Origin of the sequence: Arsenophonus endosymbiont of Aleurodicus floccissimus, assembly GCF_900343025.1 — a bacterium.
GTDB lineage: Bacteria > Pseudomonadota > Gammaproteobacteria > Enterobacterales > Enterobacteriaceae > Arsenophonus.
Genome location: NZ_OUND01000003.1, coordinates 245,346 through 263,089, shown reverse-complemented (window position 1 = coordinate 263,089; position 17,744 = coordinate 245,346). Strand labels below are relative to the sequence as shown.

The 17,744-nt window shown below is 38.0% G+C and carries 36 protein-coding genes and 5 pseudogenes; 1 reads left to right on the top strand and 40 read right to left on the bottom strand.

Features of this window, described 5'->3' with window-relative positions; all coding sequences use genetic code 11:
- Positions 1–15 precede the first annotated feature (15 nt).
- From ARADI_RS11550 to ARADI_RS11495, 13 genes are all read right to left on the bottom strand, one after another.
- A complete protein-coding gene (locus ARADI_RS11550; RefSeq protein ID WP_119712139.1) occupies positions 16–474 on the bottom strand; it encodes a hypothetical protein in 459 nt (152 codons plus the stop codon).
- Between the two features lie 11 nt (positions 475–485).
- Positions 486–695 carry a hypothetical protein gene (locus ARADI_RS11545; RefSeq protein ID WP_119712138.1) on the bottom strand — a complete coding sequence of 70 codons (210 nt, stop codon included), beginning with the start codon at positions 693–695 and terminating at the stop codon, positions 486–488.
- 157 nt (positions 696–852) lie between these two features.
- The gene (locus ARADI_RS11540) at positions 853–1,020 is read right to left on the bottom strand and encodes a hypothetical protein (protein ID WP_182853225.1); all 168 of its coding nucleotides are present in this window, start codon (positions 1,018–1,020) and stop codon (positions 853–855) included.
- Positions 1,021–1,090: 70 nt separating this feature from the next.
- A complete protein-coding gene (locus ARADI_RS19930; RefSeq protein ID WP_255420699.1) occupies positions 1,091–1,216 on the bottom strand; it encodes a hypothetical protein in 126 nt (41 codons plus the stop codon).
- 152 nt (positions 1,217–1,368) lie between these two features.
- The gene (locus ARADI_RS11535) at positions 1,369–1,551 is read right to left on the bottom strand and encodes a hypothetical protein (RefSeq protein WP_119712137.1); all 183 of its coding nucleotides are present in this window, start codon (positions 1,549–1,551) and stop codon (positions 1,369–1,371) included.
- Positions 1,552–1,599: 48 nt separating this feature from the next.
- A complete protein-coding gene (locus ARADI_RS11530) occupies positions 1,600–1,851 on the bottom strand; it encodes a hypothetical protein (protein WP_119712136.1) in 252 nt (83 codons plus the stop codon).
- A 111-nt stretch (positions 1,852–1,962) separates the two neighbouring features.
- Positions 1,963–2,313 (bottom strand): hypothetical protein, encoded by a 351-nt coding sequence (locus ARADI_RS11525; protein WP_119712135.1) that lies wholly within the window; start codon positions 2,311–2,313, stop codon positions 1,963–1,965.
- 413 nt (positions 2,314–2,726) lie between these two features.
- Positions 2,727–3,107, bottom strand: coding sequence for a hypothetical protein (locus ARADI_RS11520; protein ID WP_119712134.1), 381 nt, complete (start codon positions 3,105–3,107; stop codon positions 2,727–2,729).
- Between the two features lie 225 nt (positions 3,108–3,332).
- A complete protein-coding gene (locus ARADI_RS11515; RefSeq protein WP_119712133.1) occupies positions 3,333–3,617 on the bottom strand; it encodes a type III secretion system effector BopA family protein in 285 nt (94 codons plus the stop codon).
- Positions 3,618–3,962: 345 nt separating this feature from the next.
- Positions 3,963–4,124, bottom strand: a complete 162-nt coding sequence (locus tag ARADI_RS11510) for a type III secretion system chaperone family protein (RefSeq protein WP_182853224.1) — start codon at positions 4,122–4,124, stop codon at positions 3,963–3,965.
- A 12-nt stretch (positions 4,125–4,136) separates the two neighbouring features.
- Positions 4,137–5,162 carry an HrpJ domain-containing protein gene (locus ARADI_RS11505; RefSeq protein ID WP_119712132.1) on the bottom strand — a complete coding sequence of 342 codons (1,026 nt, stop codon included), beginning with the start codon at positions 5,160–5,162 and terminating at the stop codon, positions 4,137–4,139.
- Between the two features lie 217 nt (positions 5,163–5,379).
- A complete protein-coding gene (locus ARADI_RS11500) occupies positions 5,380–5,580 on the bottom strand; it encodes a hypothetical protein (protein WP_119712131.1) in 201 nt (66 codons plus the stop codon).
- A complete protein-coding gene (locus ARADI_RS11495) occupies positions 5,577–5,822 on the bottom strand; it encodes a hypothetical protein (protein ID WP_119712130.1) in 246 nt (81 codons plus the stop codon). Before ARADI_RS11495 ends, ARADI_RS11500 begins: the two co-directional genes overlap by 4 nt.
- Positions 5,823–5,898: 76 nt before the next feature.
- Between ARADI_RS11495 and ARADI_RS19925 the strand changes: the two genes are divergently transcribed.
- Entirely contained in the window at positions 5,899–6,024 is a 126-nt protein-coding gene (locus ARADI_RS19925) for a hypothetical protein (protein WP_255420697.1), read from the top strand.
- A 63-nt stretch (positions 6,025–6,087) separates the two neighbouring features.
- Here the strand turns inward: ARADI_RS19925 and ARADI_RS11490 are convergent, their stop codons facing one another.
- From ARADI_RS11490 to ARADI_RS21770, 27 genes and pseudogenes are all read right to left on the bottom strand, one after another.
- Positions 6,088–6,261 carry a hypothetical protein gene (locus ARADI_RS11490; protein WP_182853223.1) on the bottom strand — a complete coding sequence of 58 codons (174 nt, stop codon included), beginning with the start codon at positions 6,259–6,261 and terminating at the stop codon, positions 6,088–6,090.
- 339 nt (positions 6,262–6,600) lie between these two features.
- Positions 6,601–6,945: a hypothetical protein gene (locus ARADI_RS11485; protein WP_202864222.1), complete on the bottom strand. Its 345-nt coding sequence runs from the start codon at positions 6,943–6,945 to the stop codon at positions 6,601–6,603.
- A gap of 184 nt (positions 6,946–7,129) precedes the next feature.
- Positions 7,130–7,429, bottom strand: a complete 300-nt coding sequence (sctI, locus tag ARADI_RS11475) for a type III secretion system inner rod subunit SctI (protein WP_202864220.1) — start codon at positions 7,427–7,429, stop codon at positions 7,130–7,132.
- Positions 7,419–7,700 (bottom strand): DUF1039 domain-containing protein, encoded by a 282-nt coding sequence (locus tag ARADI_RS11470; protein ID WP_119712128.1) that lies wholly within the window; start codon positions 7,698–7,700, stop codon positions 7,419–7,421. Before ARADI_RS11470 ends, sctI begins: the two co-directional genes overlap by 11 nt.
- A 3-nt stretch (positions 7,701–7,703) precedes the next feature.
- Positions 7,704–7,937, bottom strand: coding sequence for a type III secretion system needle filament subunit SctF (gene sctF / locus ARADI_RS11465; RefSeq protein ID WP_238149415.1), 234 nt, complete (start codon positions 7,935–7,937; stop codon positions 7,704–7,706).
- A gap of 804 nt (positions 7,938–8,741) precedes the next feature.
- Positions 8,742–8,999, bottom strand: coding sequence for a hypothetical protein (locus ARADI_RS11460; RefSeq protein WP_119712127.1), 258 nt, complete (start codon positions 8,997–8,999; stop codon positions 8,742–8,744).
- Entirely contained in the window at positions 8,977–9,546 is a 570-nt protein-coding gene (locus ARADI_RS11455; RefSeq protein ID WP_119712126.1) for a hypothetical protein, read from the bottom strand. Before ARADI_RS11455 ends, ARADI_RS11460 begins: the two co-directional genes overlap by 23 nt.
- 137 nt (positions 9,547–9,683) lie before the next feature.
- A complete protein-coding gene (locus tag ARADI_RS11450; protein ID WP_119712125.1) occupies positions 9,684–9,992 on the bottom strand; it encodes a hypothetical protein in 309 nt (102 codons plus the stop codon).
- 160 nt (positions 9,993–10,152) lie between these two features.
- Positions 10,153–10,749, bottom strand: coding sequence for a type III secretion system translocon protein SseD (sseD, locus tag ARADI_RS11445; protein ID WP_119712124.1), 597 nt, complete (start codon positions 10,747–10,749; stop codon positions 10,153–10,155).
- Between the two features lie 356 nt (positions 10,750–11,105).
- Positions 11,106–11,870, bottom strand: a pseudogene (gene sctE / locus ARADI_RS11440) (type III secretion system translocon subunit SseC family protein).
- Between the two features lie 196 nt (positions 11,871–12,066).
- Positions 12,067–12,351 carry a type III secretion system translocon subunit SctE gene (locus ARADI_RS11430; RefSeq protein WP_202864217.1) on the bottom strand — a complete coding sequence of 95 codons (285 nt, stop codon included), beginning with the start codon at positions 12,349–12,351 and terminating at the stop codon, positions 12,067–12,069.
- A 27-nt stretch (positions 12,352–12,378) separates the two neighbouring features.
- Positions 12,379–12,546 carry a hypothetical protein gene (locus ARADI_RS11425; RefSeq protein WP_202864216.1) on the bottom strand — a complete coding sequence of 56 codons (168 nt, stop codon included), beginning with the start codon at positions 12,544–12,546 and terminating at the stop codon, positions 12,379–12,381.
- The gene (locus ARADI_RS11420; RefSeq protein WP_202864215.1) at positions 12,539–12,844 is read right to left on the bottom strand and encodes a hypothetical protein; all 306 of its coding nucleotides are present in this window, start codon (positions 12,842–12,844) and stop codon (positions 12,539–12,541) included. The genes ARADI_RS11425 and ARADI_RS11420 overlap by 8 nt, the downstream gene beginning before the upstream one ends.
- Entirely contained in the window at positions 12,844–13,011 is a 168-nt protein-coding gene (locus ARADI_RS11415) for a hypothetical protein (RefSeq protein ID WP_202864214.1), read from the bottom strand. Before ARADI_RS11415 ends, ARADI_RS11420 begins: the two co-directional genes overlap by 1 nt.
- Before the next feature lie 10 nt (positions 13,012–13,021).
- A pseudogene (locus ARADI_RS11410) lies at positions 13,022–13,150 on the bottom strand (secretion protein EspA); the annotation flags it as partial.
- Between the two features lie 37 nt (positions 13,151–13,187).
- Positions 13,188–13,442 (bottom strand): hypothetical protein, encoded by a 255-nt coding sequence (locus ARADI_RS11405; protein WP_202864213.1) that lies wholly within the window; start codon positions 13,440–13,442, stop codon positions 13,188–13,190.
- A gap of 21 nt (positions 13,443–13,463) precedes the next feature.
- A pseudogene (locus ARADI_RS11395) lies at positions 13,464–13,782 on the bottom strand (hypothetical protein).
- 43 nt (positions 13,783–13,825) lie between these two features.
- Positions 13,826–13,951, bottom strand: a pseudogene (locus tag ARADI_RS20260) (secretion protein EspA); the annotation flags it as partial.
- Positions 13,952–14,037: 86 nt separating this feature from the next.
- Positions 14,038–14,154, bottom strand: a complete 117-nt coding sequence (locus ARADI_RS21070; protein WP_202864224.1) for a hypothetical protein — start codon at positions 14,152–14,154, stop codon at positions 14,038–14,040.
- Between the two features lie 29 nt (positions 14,155–14,183).
- Positions 14,184–14,393, bottom strand: coding sequence for a hypothetical protein (locus ARADI_RS19915; protein WP_202864210.1), 210 nt, complete (start codon positions 14,391–14,393; stop codon positions 14,184–14,186).
- Positions 14,394–14,409: 16 nt separating this feature from the next.
- Complete coding sequence (locus ARADI_RS11375; protein WP_119712123.1) at positions 14,410–14,766, bottom strand: hypothetical protein; 357 nt, start codon at positions 14,764–14,766, stop codon at positions 14,410–14,412.
- A gap of 55 nt (positions 14,767–14,821) precedes the next feature.
- A complete protein-coding gene (locus ARADI_RS11370) occupies positions 14,822–15,019 on the bottom strand; it encodes a hypothetical protein (RefSeq protein ID WP_119712122.1) in 198 nt (65 codons plus the stop codon).
- A 9-nt stretch (positions 15,020–15,028) separates the two neighbouring features.
- Complete coding sequence (locus ARADI_RS11365; RefSeq protein ID WP_119712121.1) at positions 15,029–15,262, bottom strand: hypothetical protein; 234 nt, start codon at positions 15,260–15,262, stop codon at positions 15,029–15,031.
- Between the two features lie 237 nt (positions 15,263–15,499).
- Entirely contained in the window at positions 15,500–15,607 is a 108-nt protein-coding gene (locus ARADI_RS21775; protein ID WP_439647109.1) for an EscD/YscD/HrpQ family type III secretion system periplasmic domain-containing protein, read from the bottom strand.
- Positions 15,585–15,770 carry a hypothetical protein gene (locus tag ARADI_RS11360; RefSeq protein WP_147392408.1) on the bottom strand — a complete coding sequence of 62 codons (186 nt, stop codon included), beginning with the start codon at positions 15,768–15,770 and terminating at the stop codon, positions 15,585–15,587. Before ARADI_RS11360 ends, ARADI_RS21775 begins: the two co-directional genes overlap by 23 nt.
- A 251-nt stretch (positions 15,771–16,021) precedes the next feature.
- Positions 16,022–16,243, bottom strand: coding sequence for a hypothetical protein (locus ARADI_RS11355; RefSeq protein WP_119712120.1), 222 nt, complete (start codon positions 16,241–16,243; stop codon positions 16,022–16,024).
- 2 nt (positions 16,244–16,245) lie between these two features.
- A pseudogene (locus ARADI_RS21770) lies at positions 16,246–17,714 on the bottom strand (EscC/YscC/HrcC family type III secretion system outer membrane ring protein).
- Positions 17,715–17,744 lie beyond the last annotated feature (30 nt).

Here is a 17,744-nt window from a genome sequence, read left to right as displayed (position 1 = left end):
ATGCAGCTGATAAAATCAGTCGGCAACAAATTTAGATTGGACAAGTGCCTCATCAATTTCAGCCAAACAGTTTGTCAATTCCTGACCATCTAGCTTTTGCCAACCGTCTAATTGTTGTGCAACCGGGGCAAGTAATTCAGCTCGCGCTTTTTGCTGATTGCGGGCTAATTGTTGCTGTGTTTCATTTCCCCAGTTTTCCAGTTGGCGTACAAAAAATTGCGCCAGATCCTGCTCTGCTACCTGCTTAAGTGAAATATATTTTTTAATGTCGACTAACTGAATATCTAAATGTTTAGCAACAGTTTTACCCTGATATTGCTTGTCGACAAATCGCTGTAACGCTTCTTGGATACGCTGTTCGGTCATATTATCTTTCACAAATTCATATGCCTGACGAAAACCCATGAAGTTGCTATTTTTTAGTAAACTTAACCCACTATAGCCAAAATAACCACCTACTGTAGCGACTAACAATGCACCTAAGCCTAAAAACCAGCTAACCCTATTCCGCCTGTTCCTAGTGTGAATAACACCATAGCAGCTGCAACGGTAGCAGAAATAGCAGCTGTACCGGCAATTGCAGCGATACTAAATAATTTTGCTTTCACATTCATTTGCCGCCAAAAATTAGTGGTATCCTGCCACCAGCGGCGAAAAGTTCCGACTTTATTAGTTTCAAAACAATCACGAGCCAAGTTACCAATATCTTACAGTAACTGGCGTTTCATCATATAGCTGACTACCGAAGTAGCTCGATCTTGAAAACTACCCTGTTCACGAATGCCGAGCATCAAGGCGTTAACAATCACTTCAGTATTACGATGTGCTGATATTGTTGAGGCTATTTTCTGTTCAGCCCAAGTTTGAACAAAGCCGCCTATTATACTGGTTACCCAACCGGTAGAAAAAAAACGGTGCCAGTGAACTGACTAAACCACTTTGGACACCACCTTTGATGCTAACGGCAAGATAAGGTAATAAATGGGTAAAATGTAATAGCGCAATGATCTCAGGCGTCATTGAATATGATGGCTGTAAGGGGAGTAGCTCTAGGCTCGGGTACCCAGAAGAATATCTTTAACTTGATTTTCTACCGTCGCACTTTGCCAAACAAAACTCTAACAGCAGCCGCTAAATCGGCACCAAACAAACCACTATTGGCACTAATAATTTGATAAGCATGGGTAATATCCTTGGCTAGTGTTTGTGATTCCATCGGATGTGCCATTACCCAATGATGAAAGCCACTAAATGCTGCTGAAATTCCCTGATACTTATCTGTATCAAGTGCGTCGGCAAGTCAAGAGGGATTAAGTACTTGCAATAGCGCTTGATAAGCATCTGTCAATGTATGCATGCCATTTTTTGCTAGTTGGTGCTTAAAATCAAGGTTCGCAAATCAGGTCCAAATTCGCCTAACCATCCTCCCCAATCTCCGGTAATATTTTGTACCACCCAATGCTGCCATGCTTGCATATTATAGTAATCACCCTGCTCTGAACATCCGCCCATTTTATTTGCCTGTCTATCAAAACGAACCAGCAACAGCAAAGCAACCTGATACTCTTCATCTAATGCAACAATTCCTTGTTCAATTTCTTATAATTCACTCACTTTCGATAGATACTCTTTAACCTCCAAGTCAGTTTGTAATTCCTTATTCTTCTGCGAGCTCTTATCGTTAAAACGATCGTCTAAATATGATGCCCGCATCGACAATTCTTCAGTCAGCCTTTGTTCTTGTAGACTAAGATCATAAATAGTTAAATCAAGTTGCCTTAACTGAGGTAAAAAAGCCAGATAACCTTGTTTATTGAGCTCCCTTACTTGCTGAATGGTTATATCTTGCAATTTTTGCGACTGAGCAACATATTGGTCTTGCTGCTGATATTGCTGTTTAACATTTTGCCAAACCGTTCCGCTTGCTGTAATAAACGTAAATGCTGCAATTTGCTCGCTAATTTATTTTAATTCTTCTTCAAAGCGGCTGCGTACTTTGTCTACATTTAATTCTTCAGTCAAAGATTGTAATGCAGCATGATAATCAGTTAATGTCACCATTTTTTCAGTCAAAAAAGGCAAATATCGCTCAGGCGATGCCATTAATCGAGATGGCAATAAGCGTTGTTTCACATTACAATGGAAATTTATGCCAGGTTGACCACTTTCGCTATCATACAATTCTTCAAATCTATAGACTTTATCTTGTGCAATGAGCACTTTTCTGGCCAAAGCGACCCATTTTTCTTCATTTGCTAGTTGCTGAATATCAGTTTCACATCCCGGCTCTATTTCTAAATCATCGAGATCCACTGCTCCATCAGCAATAAGTGTTTTATCTTATAGGATCCAACGCTCGCCAGTAATGCCAATCAACATCGCTACCAGATACTGTTCATGTAAATAGATCTCTTCTCCAGCTCTATTTAACTAATTGGTTAAAAGCGCTGCTTAGCTACGAACATTTTTCTGTTTGTCACCAATTCCTAGGCGTTGCTCAAGATCTATTTTCCTATTTTTTACCTGATTCTGACTTAGTTTTAGCACCTGAATTAAATGTTGAAAACACCAAACTGAATTTTATCTTGTTCTTGTTTAAAAGGGATAGCAATTTGACCCGCTAATTGAGGCCGTTCAATCGCCAAAATGGCCACTAACGTTGTTAGTTCAGATGATGAAGGTAATGGTAATTCGGCCTTCGCCCAAAATTCAGTTAATTGTTCTTGTCATTTGTCTAGTGAAGGCGCCTGATCAAACATTTCAATTAACTGATGGCTGAGTAATAATACCGGTTCTGAGGCTAAACTCCTAAGTTCCTTAGGCAAATTCTCAAAGCGGGTATTAATAATCTGCCGCTCTATGATCGTCTGCTGCCAAAATTCAGGTAATTTTGCCAACTGTACAGCAACTGTGGCAATGTGCTTTTTCTGTGCTAAAACCTGCTGCAATAATGAGGTCAAATGAGCTTGTTGAGAAGCAAGAACCGTCAGACAACATTGTTCAATGTCATCTAGCGCTTGCCGATAAGAATCAAGATAACTTTTTAATTTGCTATAAAGATCAGAAAATTCATCAGTCTGGTAGCGTAGATCAGTTAAAGCTAACAAACGTGAAGAGGCGCTTTGATATTCATTTTTTTCAACTGGCTTATGATAACCAGCAATAGCCTACTGCACTTTTTGAATATTTTTATCTTCCAAATAAAACCAATTACCAAATCTAGCTATTGCAGTCGGAATAGGTAAATGATCCGATCCACCTTGATTGACCAGTCGTTTTATCGCATTGCTACACTGGTTCAGTAAAAAGACTTTATTATTTATACCTTCAGCTTAATTATCAGACATTGGATACGCTTGACTCATCGCTAACAATATAGATTGAGGAATAAATTCTATTTTATGGGCAGTCAGTGTTGTCTTTGGTGATAAATCAAGTCTAGGTAATGTTTGTTCAGCAGTAGCCAAACCATACCTTTCCGCTAACGAGCGTAAGAACACAGTTAATTTCTGTTGAGCTGTGATATTAAGGCGTGCAACATAGGTTCGAATCGCATTTTCATTTTTCAAAAAAGATAGTTTAGCTAATGTACTTAACACATGGTCATTAAAACTCATTTGAAAATGCACCAAACTTGAACAACCTTGATCTTGTTGACCCGAGATGAAGCAAAGGCCTGTCCACGAATTTTTTAAAATCTATCCAATTCAATCGTCATATAACAACCTATATTGTTAGCTCCAGGCATTGACTAAACTCACGGTAAAGCGCTTCATAGCAAATTGGCACGTTCAAACCAGACTAAGAGCTCTTCACCAGTGGCGAGGAACCGGCCAATTCACTGCATATAATAAAGTTTGTTGCACTGAATCATAGCCCACTGCACCATCATTATTTTCAACCAGTTGCATATTGTGGGGCATACAACTAGTGAATAGTAAATGTGCTTTTTGCGCATCAATCTATCCCAAAAAACCATACAACTGCCAATAAGTTACTTTGGCATGGATGGATATCATCAATTGATTATCGAGTAATAAAGTCCACTGATCACTCCCATCCCATACCAAGGGTAGACCTAATAGTTGACCAAAGCGGGCCAGTACACTATCTTCTTTACTCATTTCTCCTCTCCTTTAAACAGCATACTCATCATTCCACTGTTCAATCAGTTGTAACATGACTTCCAGGATATGCTCTTTTTGCTCTGGATCGCGATAACAAGCTTCACTCATGACCACCATAATTTCGCGCCATTTACATAAAAAAGTTAAACGTTGCAACGTTGTTAGTGGCAATTTTATTATCAACTGCGCTAATGCTTCAGAATAGATCCAAACCTGCTCCAATAATTCAATACTGATTTCTGCAACGGTATCGTTTGCTAAATTGAGTGTGCGCGATAAGTAAGCACAGTGTTCAGTAAAAGCTAAGAACAGCCATAAGCGACGTAAATCATCAATCGTGGTTACCAATTTAGTCATATCTAACTGTTCATGACTTACCAGGGGCTCTGATAATGCACGTATTAATAATTGAATAGTCCGCCGTCGATCTTTATGTTCTTGTAATAATTTAAACCCGTGACTTAGCGCTTTTTCTCCACGCACAGCATGTTGATAGAGTTGACGATAAGCTTTCAAACGTGAAGTATCTATAGTCATACCTTGGCTAGCGGCAATTAACGCTAACTCAATATCTTCTTCGGCTAACAATGACATTAAAAACTTTTTGATTTTCAAACGTTCAGATAAGGCTAAACTTGTCATACCCTGTAATGTCGCTAACAAAAAAATAAGCTCTCCCGTATCTAAACTAAGCTGAGGTATTTGCTGTAAAATTTTTTCGCCATCTTTAAAGGAGAGCAGTTGTTTAGCAATCTGCTCGATAAAACCTCGTTGCTTTTCATCTAATTGCTGTAAAAGTTTTTCTACACCATTAAATAATGCACTTTGCTTTTTATTTGAATCGGCAATTTTTTTCATTACCTGACTTAGCTCTAAGCTTAAGCCCTCTAACGTCTCTTCCAGTGCTTCAGCAAGTACTTCCGCTAATGCAATACTAGCTTGCATTGCGGTACTCTCTGCTAGTAAAAAACTAGCTGACTGCTTGCTATCTTGTAGAGATTGAAAATCGAGATAATCAGATTGATCAATTCGCATCACAAGTTCCTCTCAAGTGCGTTTTTTCCATTGCAGGAACACAGGTTTCTAGTAGCCTTTCAAGGTGTTCATATAAATCAAAGCGTAATGTCATACAACTTGAACTAAGTTCTACTTGCCATGGTGCAAAATCAGAACGGAGCCTAATTTACATCTGTTCTGCAAATATTTTACCCAACCCATCTACATGTTCCGGTGAAACACTCAATACCAAACTTTATTTAGTGGTTGCTTCACCAATCTGCTCAGTAATCTGGCTAATGAGATTTTCACTAATATTTTGTTTTTTACTCCAGGCTTTGATGACTAATTTTACTTGTTGGCAGATCCGTTCCTGTAAAACGACAACTAATTGTTTTTCTAACTCCGCCTGTTCAACCAGCCAATTAAGACTTTCTGCAACTATTTTTTGCCTCAATTGTGCTGGCCACGCTTTTTCTGCTGCTTAGCGCTCATCTCTGCTTTAGCAACAATCTGTTGAGCTTCCTGCAGAAGTGCGTCACACTCATGCCGCACTTTATCTACATATTGCTTAATACATTGCTTGGCTTTCTGTTCCCGTCTACATTCAGCTAAACCTTGCTGAATTTCATCAGGTGTGATTTCCAATGTTTGCTTTAAGAGCTCAAACTCTTTAACTAACACTAAAAATCCATTCATAAGAAACGCTCCAAACGAAATAACCAGCGAACAGCTTGTTCAATTTGTTGCTGTGAACAGACTATTTGCTGCTCTAATGGTGCAAAATACCAGGCCAAAAGCCGCGCAAAATCTTGTCCCTGCCAATAATGTGAGAAAATATTTAAGGCATAAAGATGTGCCTGCTCAAGAAATTCCTCAACTAGTCAAGGCACCGCAATAGTGTGTCTCTCTTGCGGCCATAAAGCTATTAATTGCTTAATTTGTTCCTGGCTCAATAAGGTCGCTAAACGTGATCTCTATAAGCACTATCCCACAAATAGTCAGGATAGGGATTACAAACTAATCCAACGACGGTGAATAAAAACGGCTTTTTTGTTAATAACAAAAGCCAGGTCTGCACATTTTCCAGTACTTGACGATATAAAGTAGGTTGAAATCCTAATCGATTAAGTATCAATTTATCTAAGCGTCGTTTTAATTCATTACTAATTGGCTAGCGAGACTACCATTTATTAAGTCCAAGCGATTGCCACCATTTAGTATGCATGATCTCGCTTGGATAGGATAATAAATAATTAAATCTCACTGCCAATTCAGTCATTAAGATTTATCCTTACGGCGTCCAAATATTAATGCGGCAAATACCACAATAAATATCCCGGTAAATAGTCAATAAGATTAACGTTTTATTAGCGACAATATAATTCTGTAAATATTGCCATTGCGGCTCAGTTTAAATTTTCTGTGGTTGATAGCGGAATTCAACAGGTTGCAAAAACAAACTAATTTTATCGGATTACAAACCTGATATCGCATTCTTAATTAAATTGTGAATTTGCGCTTCAACACCACTCATATTCACTTCTGGCGAATATTTAATGTAAACCGCTACCGACTCTACCGACTTTTCTGGCGCGCTATTATCAATATTACCCTCACTATTGTTCGCCTGAGCAATAGACACGCATGCACTAATAACGCCGTCCATGCTTGATAGCGTACGCTCTAATTGTTGTTCTTTAAGATAACGCATTTTTGCTTCTTCTTGAGCTGGAGAAGAAACTAATTGACCTGCAGGAAAAAGATCCTCAATACCAACATATTGCGTTTTGGGGTAACCATTTTGCCTAAGTATTTCCACTGCATCGATGAACTTATCTTTTTCAATTTACAATGTCACTTTGCCAGTTTTGCTATCGATTTCAGAATTAACATCAATAATGCCACCATCTGATTAGCTTCATCTTGCGGGAAATTGCGGTATAACTCGACCTTACAGCCGGTCAGGAATAACACCAATAATAAACATAAATACTTTAAGTATTTCATTGCATGGCCACTAATTTATTGATCGATTGAGCAAGACTTCCTGCCGTTTTAGCTGCCATGTCCACTTCAAGAACGGCTTTCACTATCATTGCTTGTCCTTGCACGGCTTGGGTAGGTGACAGCGCCTGAGCCATCGGCTCGACAGTTGATGGAAGAACTGACCCTAATGCAGCCGTTTGTCCTTGACCGTGTTGCATTAATTGATTGAATTTTTCAACTAATTGGCTATCAGGATTAACTGCTTCTACCGCCTGGGCCTTCATCATATTAATGGGGGCTACAGCTTTAATGTCCATTTTCATCTCCTGCTAATAAAACATAAATTTGCGCATGATCGATCATGTCAGCAGGCAAGGAAAATAAACATCGTAATCCTTCAGCTTGATTACTCTTCATGCCCATTAATGAACACAACGCGGCAATATTTTCACCTAACGCAAAGTAGACTAAACCGCTACATAGCGCACGCGCCTCTTCGTCAGCAATCAATCCTGGAAACACAGCTAAAATGGCATAAGCCTGTTTTATTAACACATGATTGGCAGCAGCAAGCGCAATCTCTACCAATAATTATTTATCTTCTTTTTTCATATTTTGGCAATAATTCCTTGTATCATGTTCTTTAACCACTTTGAGCAAAGCGCTTTCGTAACCGATAAAATTGGAATATTGCTGTACCGCAAACTGCATCTGTAGCATCTGATCCGGATTACTAGGATCAGCGTTGGCGATTTTACTTTTAATATCACCAGCAGCATTAGCAGACAGTTGCGATAATTGGTTGATGATAGCATTGAAGTCCATAATTTTACCCTAACGTCAAATTAAGCATTGTTTGCTAGACTTTATTCATATTATTTTTCAACTATCAATAAAAATGGATGTAAATACTTATTGCCAAACGAGATAAACAATGCTGTTTCACTTGATCAAAACATTTAACGATGCATCAGTATTTAAATCTTTTTTAAAACTAAAAAACCTATACAACTCTATCCATTATTAATATTTCTGTTAGTGTTTTATTGTTGTTTAATGACTTATTTCTATATTATTGCTTTACTGCATATAACATAGTTTCGTAGTTAATATTCAATTTCTATATCCGGTATTCACCTGAAATATCAATAAAAAATAGCCGAGTTATGATTAGCATTAAATTTAATAGGATAAATACGAATAAATATAACCAAATGGAATGTAATAGTTAAATTCGATATAACTAATTAGATTTATCGTTAGATGATAAGAAATAAATTGGTATTTAAAGATAGATAGAAAAAATTAATATATTTGTTAAACTAAAAAACAAGGATATTTTTAAAAAATTAACCGACTACAACAGAACCGGTTAATTTTTATTGTCAACATATTATCGACTTAATGAGCAACATGAAATCTAAATATTACAAAATAATATAGTAATTTTTAGCTATTACTCTTTAAATAACGATAACATTTATGCATATTTAATTTTACAAGATTGAACCTTCATTTTTTCCAATTCAAGTTCAAACTGCAATTGACGGTTTTTTTATTCTAAATTTGCCAAATCTAATTGATATTGTTGCTCGCTGTGCTGTTGGGTAAGCTCATTTTACATTTCCCTTAATTTGCTGATCCTTTGCTGCTGCATTTGTTGTTCCTGTATGCGATTTTTTTCTCAACCGCATTGTCCAAAGCCACAGACGCCGACCTTGAGGTAAATGCATCGACACTGTTACTCACCAATTTAGTCGCTGAGAAAGTGCGACTCAACACATCTAATGTTGCTGTCGTAACCGCACCGCCCGAACATAATGTACCAACAACCAGGCCAGAACGTAAAAAAGCAGAAGTATACTTAAACCGATTTTTCAGCGCCATCGCTTGACATGCCTGCTTTATTGAGTAGCCGATAGACAGCATTGGCTATGGTATCAGATCCTAACTTTAATCCTTCACCATCCTTAGCTTGACTATGCCAATTAGCATAAGCACACCCAGCATAAGCAACCGCCAAACCAAATGTAATACTTAAACCAATAAGTAATGGTATTGTCGCTCCGGCAGTAAATAAAGTAGTTGCTATGGAAAGCCCTAAACCAACACTTGCGATCCCTACATTTAATAGCTCTTTTAAAAAAGAACGTTTAGCGATTTCAACACTTTGTTGCTTAGCTTCATCATAGTATTGTTTAGACTGATTAATTTGCTGTTCAATTTCTGGTTTAAGATCCAGCGGCTTGCTTACCTTTGTATCTCCATTTGGTGTCGCCAGATCTAACCACTGTGTCACATTATTGGCGGCTTTTAGTGGTACCTGGTCAATATTAAATTGTCGTGCCGTGGTCGATGGTTTTATTGGTAATTGAGCAAGATCTAGGTAAGCTAATGTTGCTCTGCTAGGATCGATAGTGTTTTCATATGGCATAAAATACCCCTCTTATTAGTCATGAAGTTCACTGTATAACTTCATCTAATAGTGTCTGTGCAAATCTACGCATATCAGGTTGTATTGGTGCAATGAAACTCTGCTTAATTGATGTCTGTAACGCATCAATAGCTTCGCTAGTTTGCTCTATTGCCAGGATAGCATTGAGCGATACGAAAGGTTACGGTTACTCCTGCATCTCTAGCATCGAGTAAACTGGCATAGCCATAAAACACTAATGCATACCGATATTGTTCTAAAGCGTGTAATGTGGAGGCCAAGCCGATAAGATATTTTCGTTCACAAGGCTGGTACATTACCAAATCAGTAAAAGCAGTTAATGCTAGCGACAATAATAGCTGTTGATATACATCTACAGCTTGTTGGTAAGTCGCATTTAATACCTCACTGGAGATATTTTGTTGTTGTGTTTGCGGTTGTGTCAATGCCTATTCAATAATGGCTATTAATTGCTCTAACATAATCTCCTGATTAATATCTGTCATTGTCATCTTAGTCAAAGCCTCACTTAATTAAAACCGCTCAATAGCTTATCTTGAGCGGTACATTTCCCTTAATTTATTAATATGCTATTATTATTTAGATTTATTTATTTACTACTGCCGAGCTAATACGCGTGTATAAGTCAACTAAATCTTTGACGATAGAGCGCACTTGTTCGGATAGTTGACAGGCTTTATCCCATGAATCCTTAATGTTTTTTGCGTAATTCTGCGCATTCATCGCTTGGAAATCACCTTCAACTTTTTCCAATTCTGCCTTTTTAGTCATTTCAGCAGAACCCAGTTGGCCACTTCCTTCCAGACCTTTACTGGTCGCTTGTCCAAAATGGGTGGCGATTTCACCAAATTGTTTGGCAAAAGCACCATTTAGTACGCCAACCGAACCAGAGACAATTTGAAACGCACCAGTTAATTTGGCCGCATCATAGGCATCTTCTATCCCTTGGCGTTTTTTATCGAGTGATGAAGCTTGTATATTCCAGCCTAACTCTTGTTGCTTTTGATTAAATTCCTGCAAAATATTGCGCAGTTTTTTTAATCCTTCAGCTAACTTAATAATCAATTCATTGATCTGAGCAATGGCATCCATACTACTACCACCATAGAGTCCACTATTACCAACGTCATCATACTTATCGACTGAAACTGAATTAGCGGATATTGATTGAATATCATTCATAACTGCATCCTACTAAAATTATCTGAATAATGAGTAACTACCCATTTCTTGGCGTGTTTTACACCATGCTGTTTTAGGACGCTTTTATACCGTTGTTTTGTTGATCATTAAATTTCGTTATTAGCGATAAATAGAGCAACATCGATATCGATTATCATTTTATGATCAACTATCAATTAACCGCTGATAGCCGCTAAATTTTACTTTTCATCATTAATTTAAGGTTAATAATATCTAAATCTGAACAAAAATAACACTATCAATGCCTTACAATTATCAAAATCCAGCTGTTTAATTACCAACTGACGGTTAGTAATAGCTAATTGAAACAACAATAGTAAAAATATTTATTGCACCTAAACCGTGGCACTAGCAATGCGCGCTTGCAACATACCCGTTTCACTAATCGTCTTACTTACCCCTGCTAAGGTATCACTCTGTTTATCTAATAGATCTTTGATCGTTTTACCTTGCTGCTCTTTCACTTTGTCGTACCAATCAAAACAAAATTCCATAAAATTTTGTTGCAAGATCAATGCTTCGATCTGTTTTTGTAGCTTGGCTCTTTCCAGGCCAATAATACCGCTAGTTACCGTTTTACCAGCACTGGCCGTAACATAGACCAGATCGAGAGAAACAAAAGTACAGGCTTTAATAGCTTGTTTGATCACCTCATTACGGATTAACTTAGTGACTTGCTTAGTAAGTTCTTCTGCTGTGATTTGCACCCCTTTTTCTACTGCTTGGGTAGCTATCTTCTCAACAGATTGGGTTACCAGTGTTTGGATCGCTTCTTGACTGAAAGCCTCACTTAATGATTTAGCAATCTGCCCGCCACGTTCAGCCACTTTTTCTAAGCCTTTCTCCACACCTCCAACTAATTGTTTGCCAATCTGTTCAGCGATCTGTTCAGAGACCTGCTGACCAACTTACTTAGCAATAGTTGATATTTCTTGTGATGAATTTTTAACCACGGCTTCAGCTAATTTCGGCGCCACTTCTTTCACGGCTTCGCCCGTTGTTTTGGCTATCGCTCTGGTCGCCGATATCGCACGCCCAGCCTGGAAAATATCTAACGCCATCGCAACAACTTCAGCACCCAACTGAACTTTACCGGCTATATCCGCAACTTCCTAGCATTTGTCTTTATCTGCAACTAGCAATATTGCCGTTTCTGCTGCAGCTTTGACCATTCCTGCAATGCCCGCAGTTAAATTAAGATGCACCACTAGCAATTTCTAATGAACCACCAACCACATCACCAAACCGCAAACCGAGCGGCACCTTCAACCAGTTTGAGTGCGCCATAAACAGTCTCTACCGCACCAACAATCCAATCAAAAATAGCAGCAAAATACCGCCTCTTTGCGCTTTTTCCGATTGCTTAATTTGTTTGGCTAGTTGCTCTTGAAACTCTTTTACCCCTTTATCACGTAAAAATGCTTGGGTATCGGTCATCAATTGGCTAGCTTTCGCTGCCGAATCCGCCGTATCACCAAATATCTTTAAACTCAGGTTGGCGGCCAGTAAAATCATATCGTTAATGGATGCCTTTTCGATTTGATCTAGTGTGGCACCATCATTAGCTTGTAAAGCATGCAATATACGGACAAAAGCTTGTTGCGCTTGTTAATGACTAACAACGCCATTTTTTTCATCATGATCCACATTCAACGAAACATAGGTTGGCATAGACCATTCGGGTAAACTGATTTTTTCAACTGGATGGCTATTATGAAAATGAGGATTTTGTATATCCGCTGTATTAATGGATGAAGTAACACACATATTATTCACGGGATATTTCTCCCATTAAATAAGCTAACTGTTGGTTGGCATTTTTTCTGACTTCTGGCCATTGCTCAGTCGGCAAACAACGGCATATCCTTAGCGCTGCACGAAAAGACTTCTCTGTATATTGGCGATTGCTAAGTGTCAAATAACTGATGCCAGCAAAGTAAGGACTACGGGGATCTTGCAAACGATTCATACCCGCACGACCAAAACAAAAAATAGCCTCTTCATGTTCATGCAGTTGTTGGCAACAAGTTGCTAAAGCATAAACGTATTCAAAATTGCCTTGATTGAGTCGCATTAGTAAGAAAAAATTCGCTTGGCACCCTGATAATCGCCATAAGTCATCAGTTGCATCGCGTAGCGGTAAAGTAAATCAAGATCCTTTTGATCAACATTTGCCAAACAACTCAACGCTCCACCTTGCTGAACAAAGTCAAGTAAAGTGGCAAAATCTTTATTATCCATTGCTGCCTCCCTAACGAATGTTTTGGGCAATCGATTTATTCATTTCTGCCAACATCGTTTGCATACTATTGATTAAACTGACTGTCACATTGTAGCCTTGCATCACTTTTTGCAATTGCAGTTTAGATTGAGAAACAAAATCAGAAGCACGGTTTGATACTGTTTCTAGCGCCGCTTTAACCGAGCCTAGCTTCCCTTGAGGCTAAACCACCGGCCGACGCCAATACATCAGCAATATGCTGCATATGTTCACGACTGATCTTTTGATAGGAACGAGAACCTACTTCAGTCAATCCCCAGATATAATCACTACAACGTTGTCCATCAACTTTAATACCATGTTCATCCATATAGCGAACAAAATCCCGCCAACTGGCTGACTGCATCCCATCTGCACCTGATTCAGCGATTTTTTCACGTAATTTGGCCAATAGAGCCGCGGTAGGATCGTTTTATTGCAGGAAATCATCAATCGACATGCCATCTACAGTGACACCATGATTTCTCATATAGTCGATAACGTCAGGCGGCAATTTTGGCGATAATTTCATCGACTCGATTAGCCATATCTTGCGCATCACGTACCATTTGTGACTTAATTTGCATCTGGTTATATTTCAATTGTGCCATGTCAGAAAGTAAATTCATAAATAAATAGAGAACCGCGATCCCGCCGGATATAACATAATCTCCACTATTGGAATTATTGTTATTCACTTGTCCCCTATTAATAGACAAAGCCTCTCTAATGCCGCTTGTTAAATGGATCATAGCGACCCCCACTTTTTAATTTGTTAACGGTTAGAACTATCTATTAACGAATATTTTGGGCAATCGATTTATTCATTTCTGCCAACATCGTTTGCATACTATTAATTAAACTGACCGTCACATTATAACTTTGCATCACTTTTTACAGTTGCAGCTGAGATTGAGAAACAAAATCAGAAGCACGGTTTGATACTGTTTCTAACGCCGCCTTAACCGCCTGTAGTTGACCTTAATCTAATTTGTCACCATGTTTGCTTAATAATCATCGATTGACATACCATCAACGGTAATACCGTTTTTACGTATATAGTCGATAACAGCTTGAGGAAGCTCACCGGTTGCTTTATCACCTTTTTTAGATACCTCAGCAATGTTATTTCATCAACCTGATTAGCCATATCTTAGGCGCTACGTGATACATCTGATTTATGCTGCATTTGCGCATATTTTTGATTGGCAACATCAGATAACAAACTCATAAATATATACAGAACCGCAATACCACCGGATAAGACTGAATCACCATATATTGCGGAGGTATCTTTAATGCCATTTAAAGATCCAGAATTGACAGAATAATTACCTGATGTATTTAAGACTTTAGTAGACATAATTTAGCCCTCATAACTAAATATAAGATTTAAAAGTTTTCTTTTTTGTATTTACTGCAGTGTTTGAGTCTAACGATGTATTATTTCCTTCATCAGGCTCATGATTAATTGATTTAAAAATTTTCTCTATAACTTTAAAATTTTTTTCAAGGGAATTAATCTTAGCAAGAATATCCTTTTGGCATTTATCAATACCCTCTGGAAGTGCTTGAGCTAATTTCTTTAATTTATTTTGTGCGGTTGTATTATGGCTAGATTCTTCAGTTAATTGTTTAATTTCTTGTTGCAAAGATTCAAACTCTTTCATTTTCTCAAATAAAAATGAACGGCAAAAATCTAAATCTGATATTAATGCTTGAATGTCATTAAACATAATTATTTCCTCTGGTTAAAAAATTTTTATAAAAAATAGAAAAATAAATATTTATTTAGTTTTGCTTTTTATATCGTTGCGCTAAAATATTAATAACCTGTTTTGCTGCTTCTACCGCCTCCAATAATACCAACGAAGATTTCGCATAATTTTGGGTTAGGCTTTTTTGGCAGTCATTTAATTGCTGTAAATAAATTGCCTGATATTCTGATTGTTGCTTTAAATTCTCTTCCAATGTTGTGATACATGTCATATGACCCCCCTAAAAAGAAAATGGAATATGCACAGAATTACCATCACGATTTAAATCTAATCTAGTAAAATCAATGTAACTAACCACATAACCATTATCCAACTGGCTATTATATTTAAGTCGTATACCGTTACTTAACGCAACAAAAAGTGTTTTGCTATTACCTCCATAACTGACAACCTGGCCAGGTAGATAATCACTGAAATTTTCGCGAACAGGTATATTTTCAATTCTTACATCCATATACTGCCCCGTTACAGCGGAAAGTGAAGCAGCTTAGCTGATATATTTTTTGTTCTTTATTGGGTCGCTTAAACCAGTGATGCTGCTGCTGGATTGGCGAGATTCAACCATCAATCCACTTAATAACCCTTTACTCCGTAATGTATCGATTAATTGCTGACTAAAACCACCAATCGCATTGTTTGCCTGCCAATGACGTAAGCCATTTAATTATCCCAGCTGTTGGGTAACATTATCCTATTGCTTACCCGACTGGATGGCGCCTGAAATAAGAATATCGCCTGCTTCTTTACCAGTTGTCACTTTTGCATGCAAATAACCATTAGCGACCAAAACTGACTGCACATTTGTTTGCTACAAGTTGATCAATACAGACGGTTTTGTCACGAAAACGAATACCATGAAATTTCAATTCGCTTTCTAGTCGTGACAAAGCGATAAAATTTCCACAATAACCATTCAACGTTAACCCACCATTACTATCCCATTGTGACTGTATCTCTACCAATTCAGGTGCAAACAGCTGCTATTTTAACCAAATCTGAGGATCAAACAGAGTGGCTGATGATGGTGGTAATAACAGTACAAATAAACTTGCCAGCAAGATAAAGAGTGAAAATCGAGCCCACAGTAATAAGCTCCATTTAGTTTTACCGGCCAGTTTGGCTTAAGGTAACGGGCGCCATTGTAATGATTCATCTGCCAGTCCAATCATAAAATCGATACCTGCTAGCACAATGGCTTAGTTGAGCGGAAATGTCATGGGGCCAGTATGCATCGCATCCCACCTTCAACTAATACCGTCATCGGCTGATTCAGCGTAATACCTTGTGGCTGTACCGTCAGTGACAAAGAGGAATGACCTGCTAATAGTGCAATAATGTCACCATCGATGCCCATGGTCAGATCGCCTTCAGGCAGAAACAATTCTCGCCTTTGCATCGGACCATTTAACCATAGCAATTTATAATCGCTTGCCATGATTAACCTCCTTGATTGATAGGCTCTGCTTTAATTAAAAATAGACGTATCACACTCTGTTTGCTCCGATCTTCACTCCTGAATAAACCGCCAATCAATGGCAAATCGCCTAATAATGGAATTTTATTTTGCACCGTTTGGTCTTTATCTTGAACAAAGCCACCAAGTAATAAACTTTCACCAGTATTCAGTGTTGCTTGCGTTGCTATCTCTGAATTCTGTACTTGCGGTAATGGTTCACTATCATTAATCGCCTTCGCTTGCTGGCCATCTTCAATATTGAGCGATAACATCACTTTTTTGCGACCATTGCTATCAATTAGTCTGGGAGTGACACGAAGTAATGAGCCAGCAGTTACCGATTCCAGTTTTGCTACCTTATCACCCTGTAATTTAGTATAAAAAGTGATATTTTTTCTAACACGGCTTGAACATTATTAAGCGTTACAACTGATGGGCGAGAAAGTATTTTCGCCTTATAAGTTTTCTCTAATGCATTCAGCAACACCATAAAATTGCCGGTATTGCCAATGACAGTTGAAAAATTATCACTGCCTAATGTACCTTGGTTAAAAGAAATCGAACCACCATCAATTTTGGAATTTGCCGACCAGTCAATACCTAAATGATTAAAATCTGAGGCATCTACATTAATAATCGATACAGAGACTTCAATCATAGTTGGTGCAATATCAAACTGTTTAATTAACGTGCTATAAAGCCCCATATAGTGCTTATTACTGCTAACTACTACCGCATTCTGCCTTGGATCGGCGGCAAATGACGTTATATCTTGTTGTACATTTACGCCACTTGCATTAGTTTGATTCATCTGTTTTAGGACACTAACGATACCTGGTACAGTCACATTTTGTTTACGATATTGATAAATGGTATCGGTTGCTGATGCATATTTAAGCGGAAAAATGCGGATTAAGCACTGCGTTTGAATGTTTTGTTTTGCTTCTTGATCAAACTGATTAATAAATCAGGTTACTTTATTAATACAATCTGGGACACCATAAACTTGTAGCGCATTTAATCCATTAATCGATTTAACTTCACAACTATTTTTATCTAAAAAACCGGCTTTTCCCATATAGTTCAGTGCACGTTCACTTGATAAAGCACTAAGAGAAACGATTTGATTGTTCATTTTCTGTGCTTTATAAGCATGTAATACATCACCATCGTAATACCAAACTAAGCCATAATGGTGCGCTAAAAATGCCAGAATTTCCTGCGGTGTTTTATTTTCAATTCAGCCACTGAAGGTATCTTGGATCTGTGCACTAATATCCATAGGAATACCATAAGAATTACCAATATCTCTTATTACCGATGCAAGCGGTGTGGTGCCACGACTCACATAAACGAAGGGGTCACTGTCCTGCCAATGGATCGAAGAAATTGATGCCGCCTGGGCAACTGTTGTGGTTAATAAAAATAAGCAACAGAGTTTATTTTTTATCTTTTTATACTCCGATAGCGCAATGGTTGT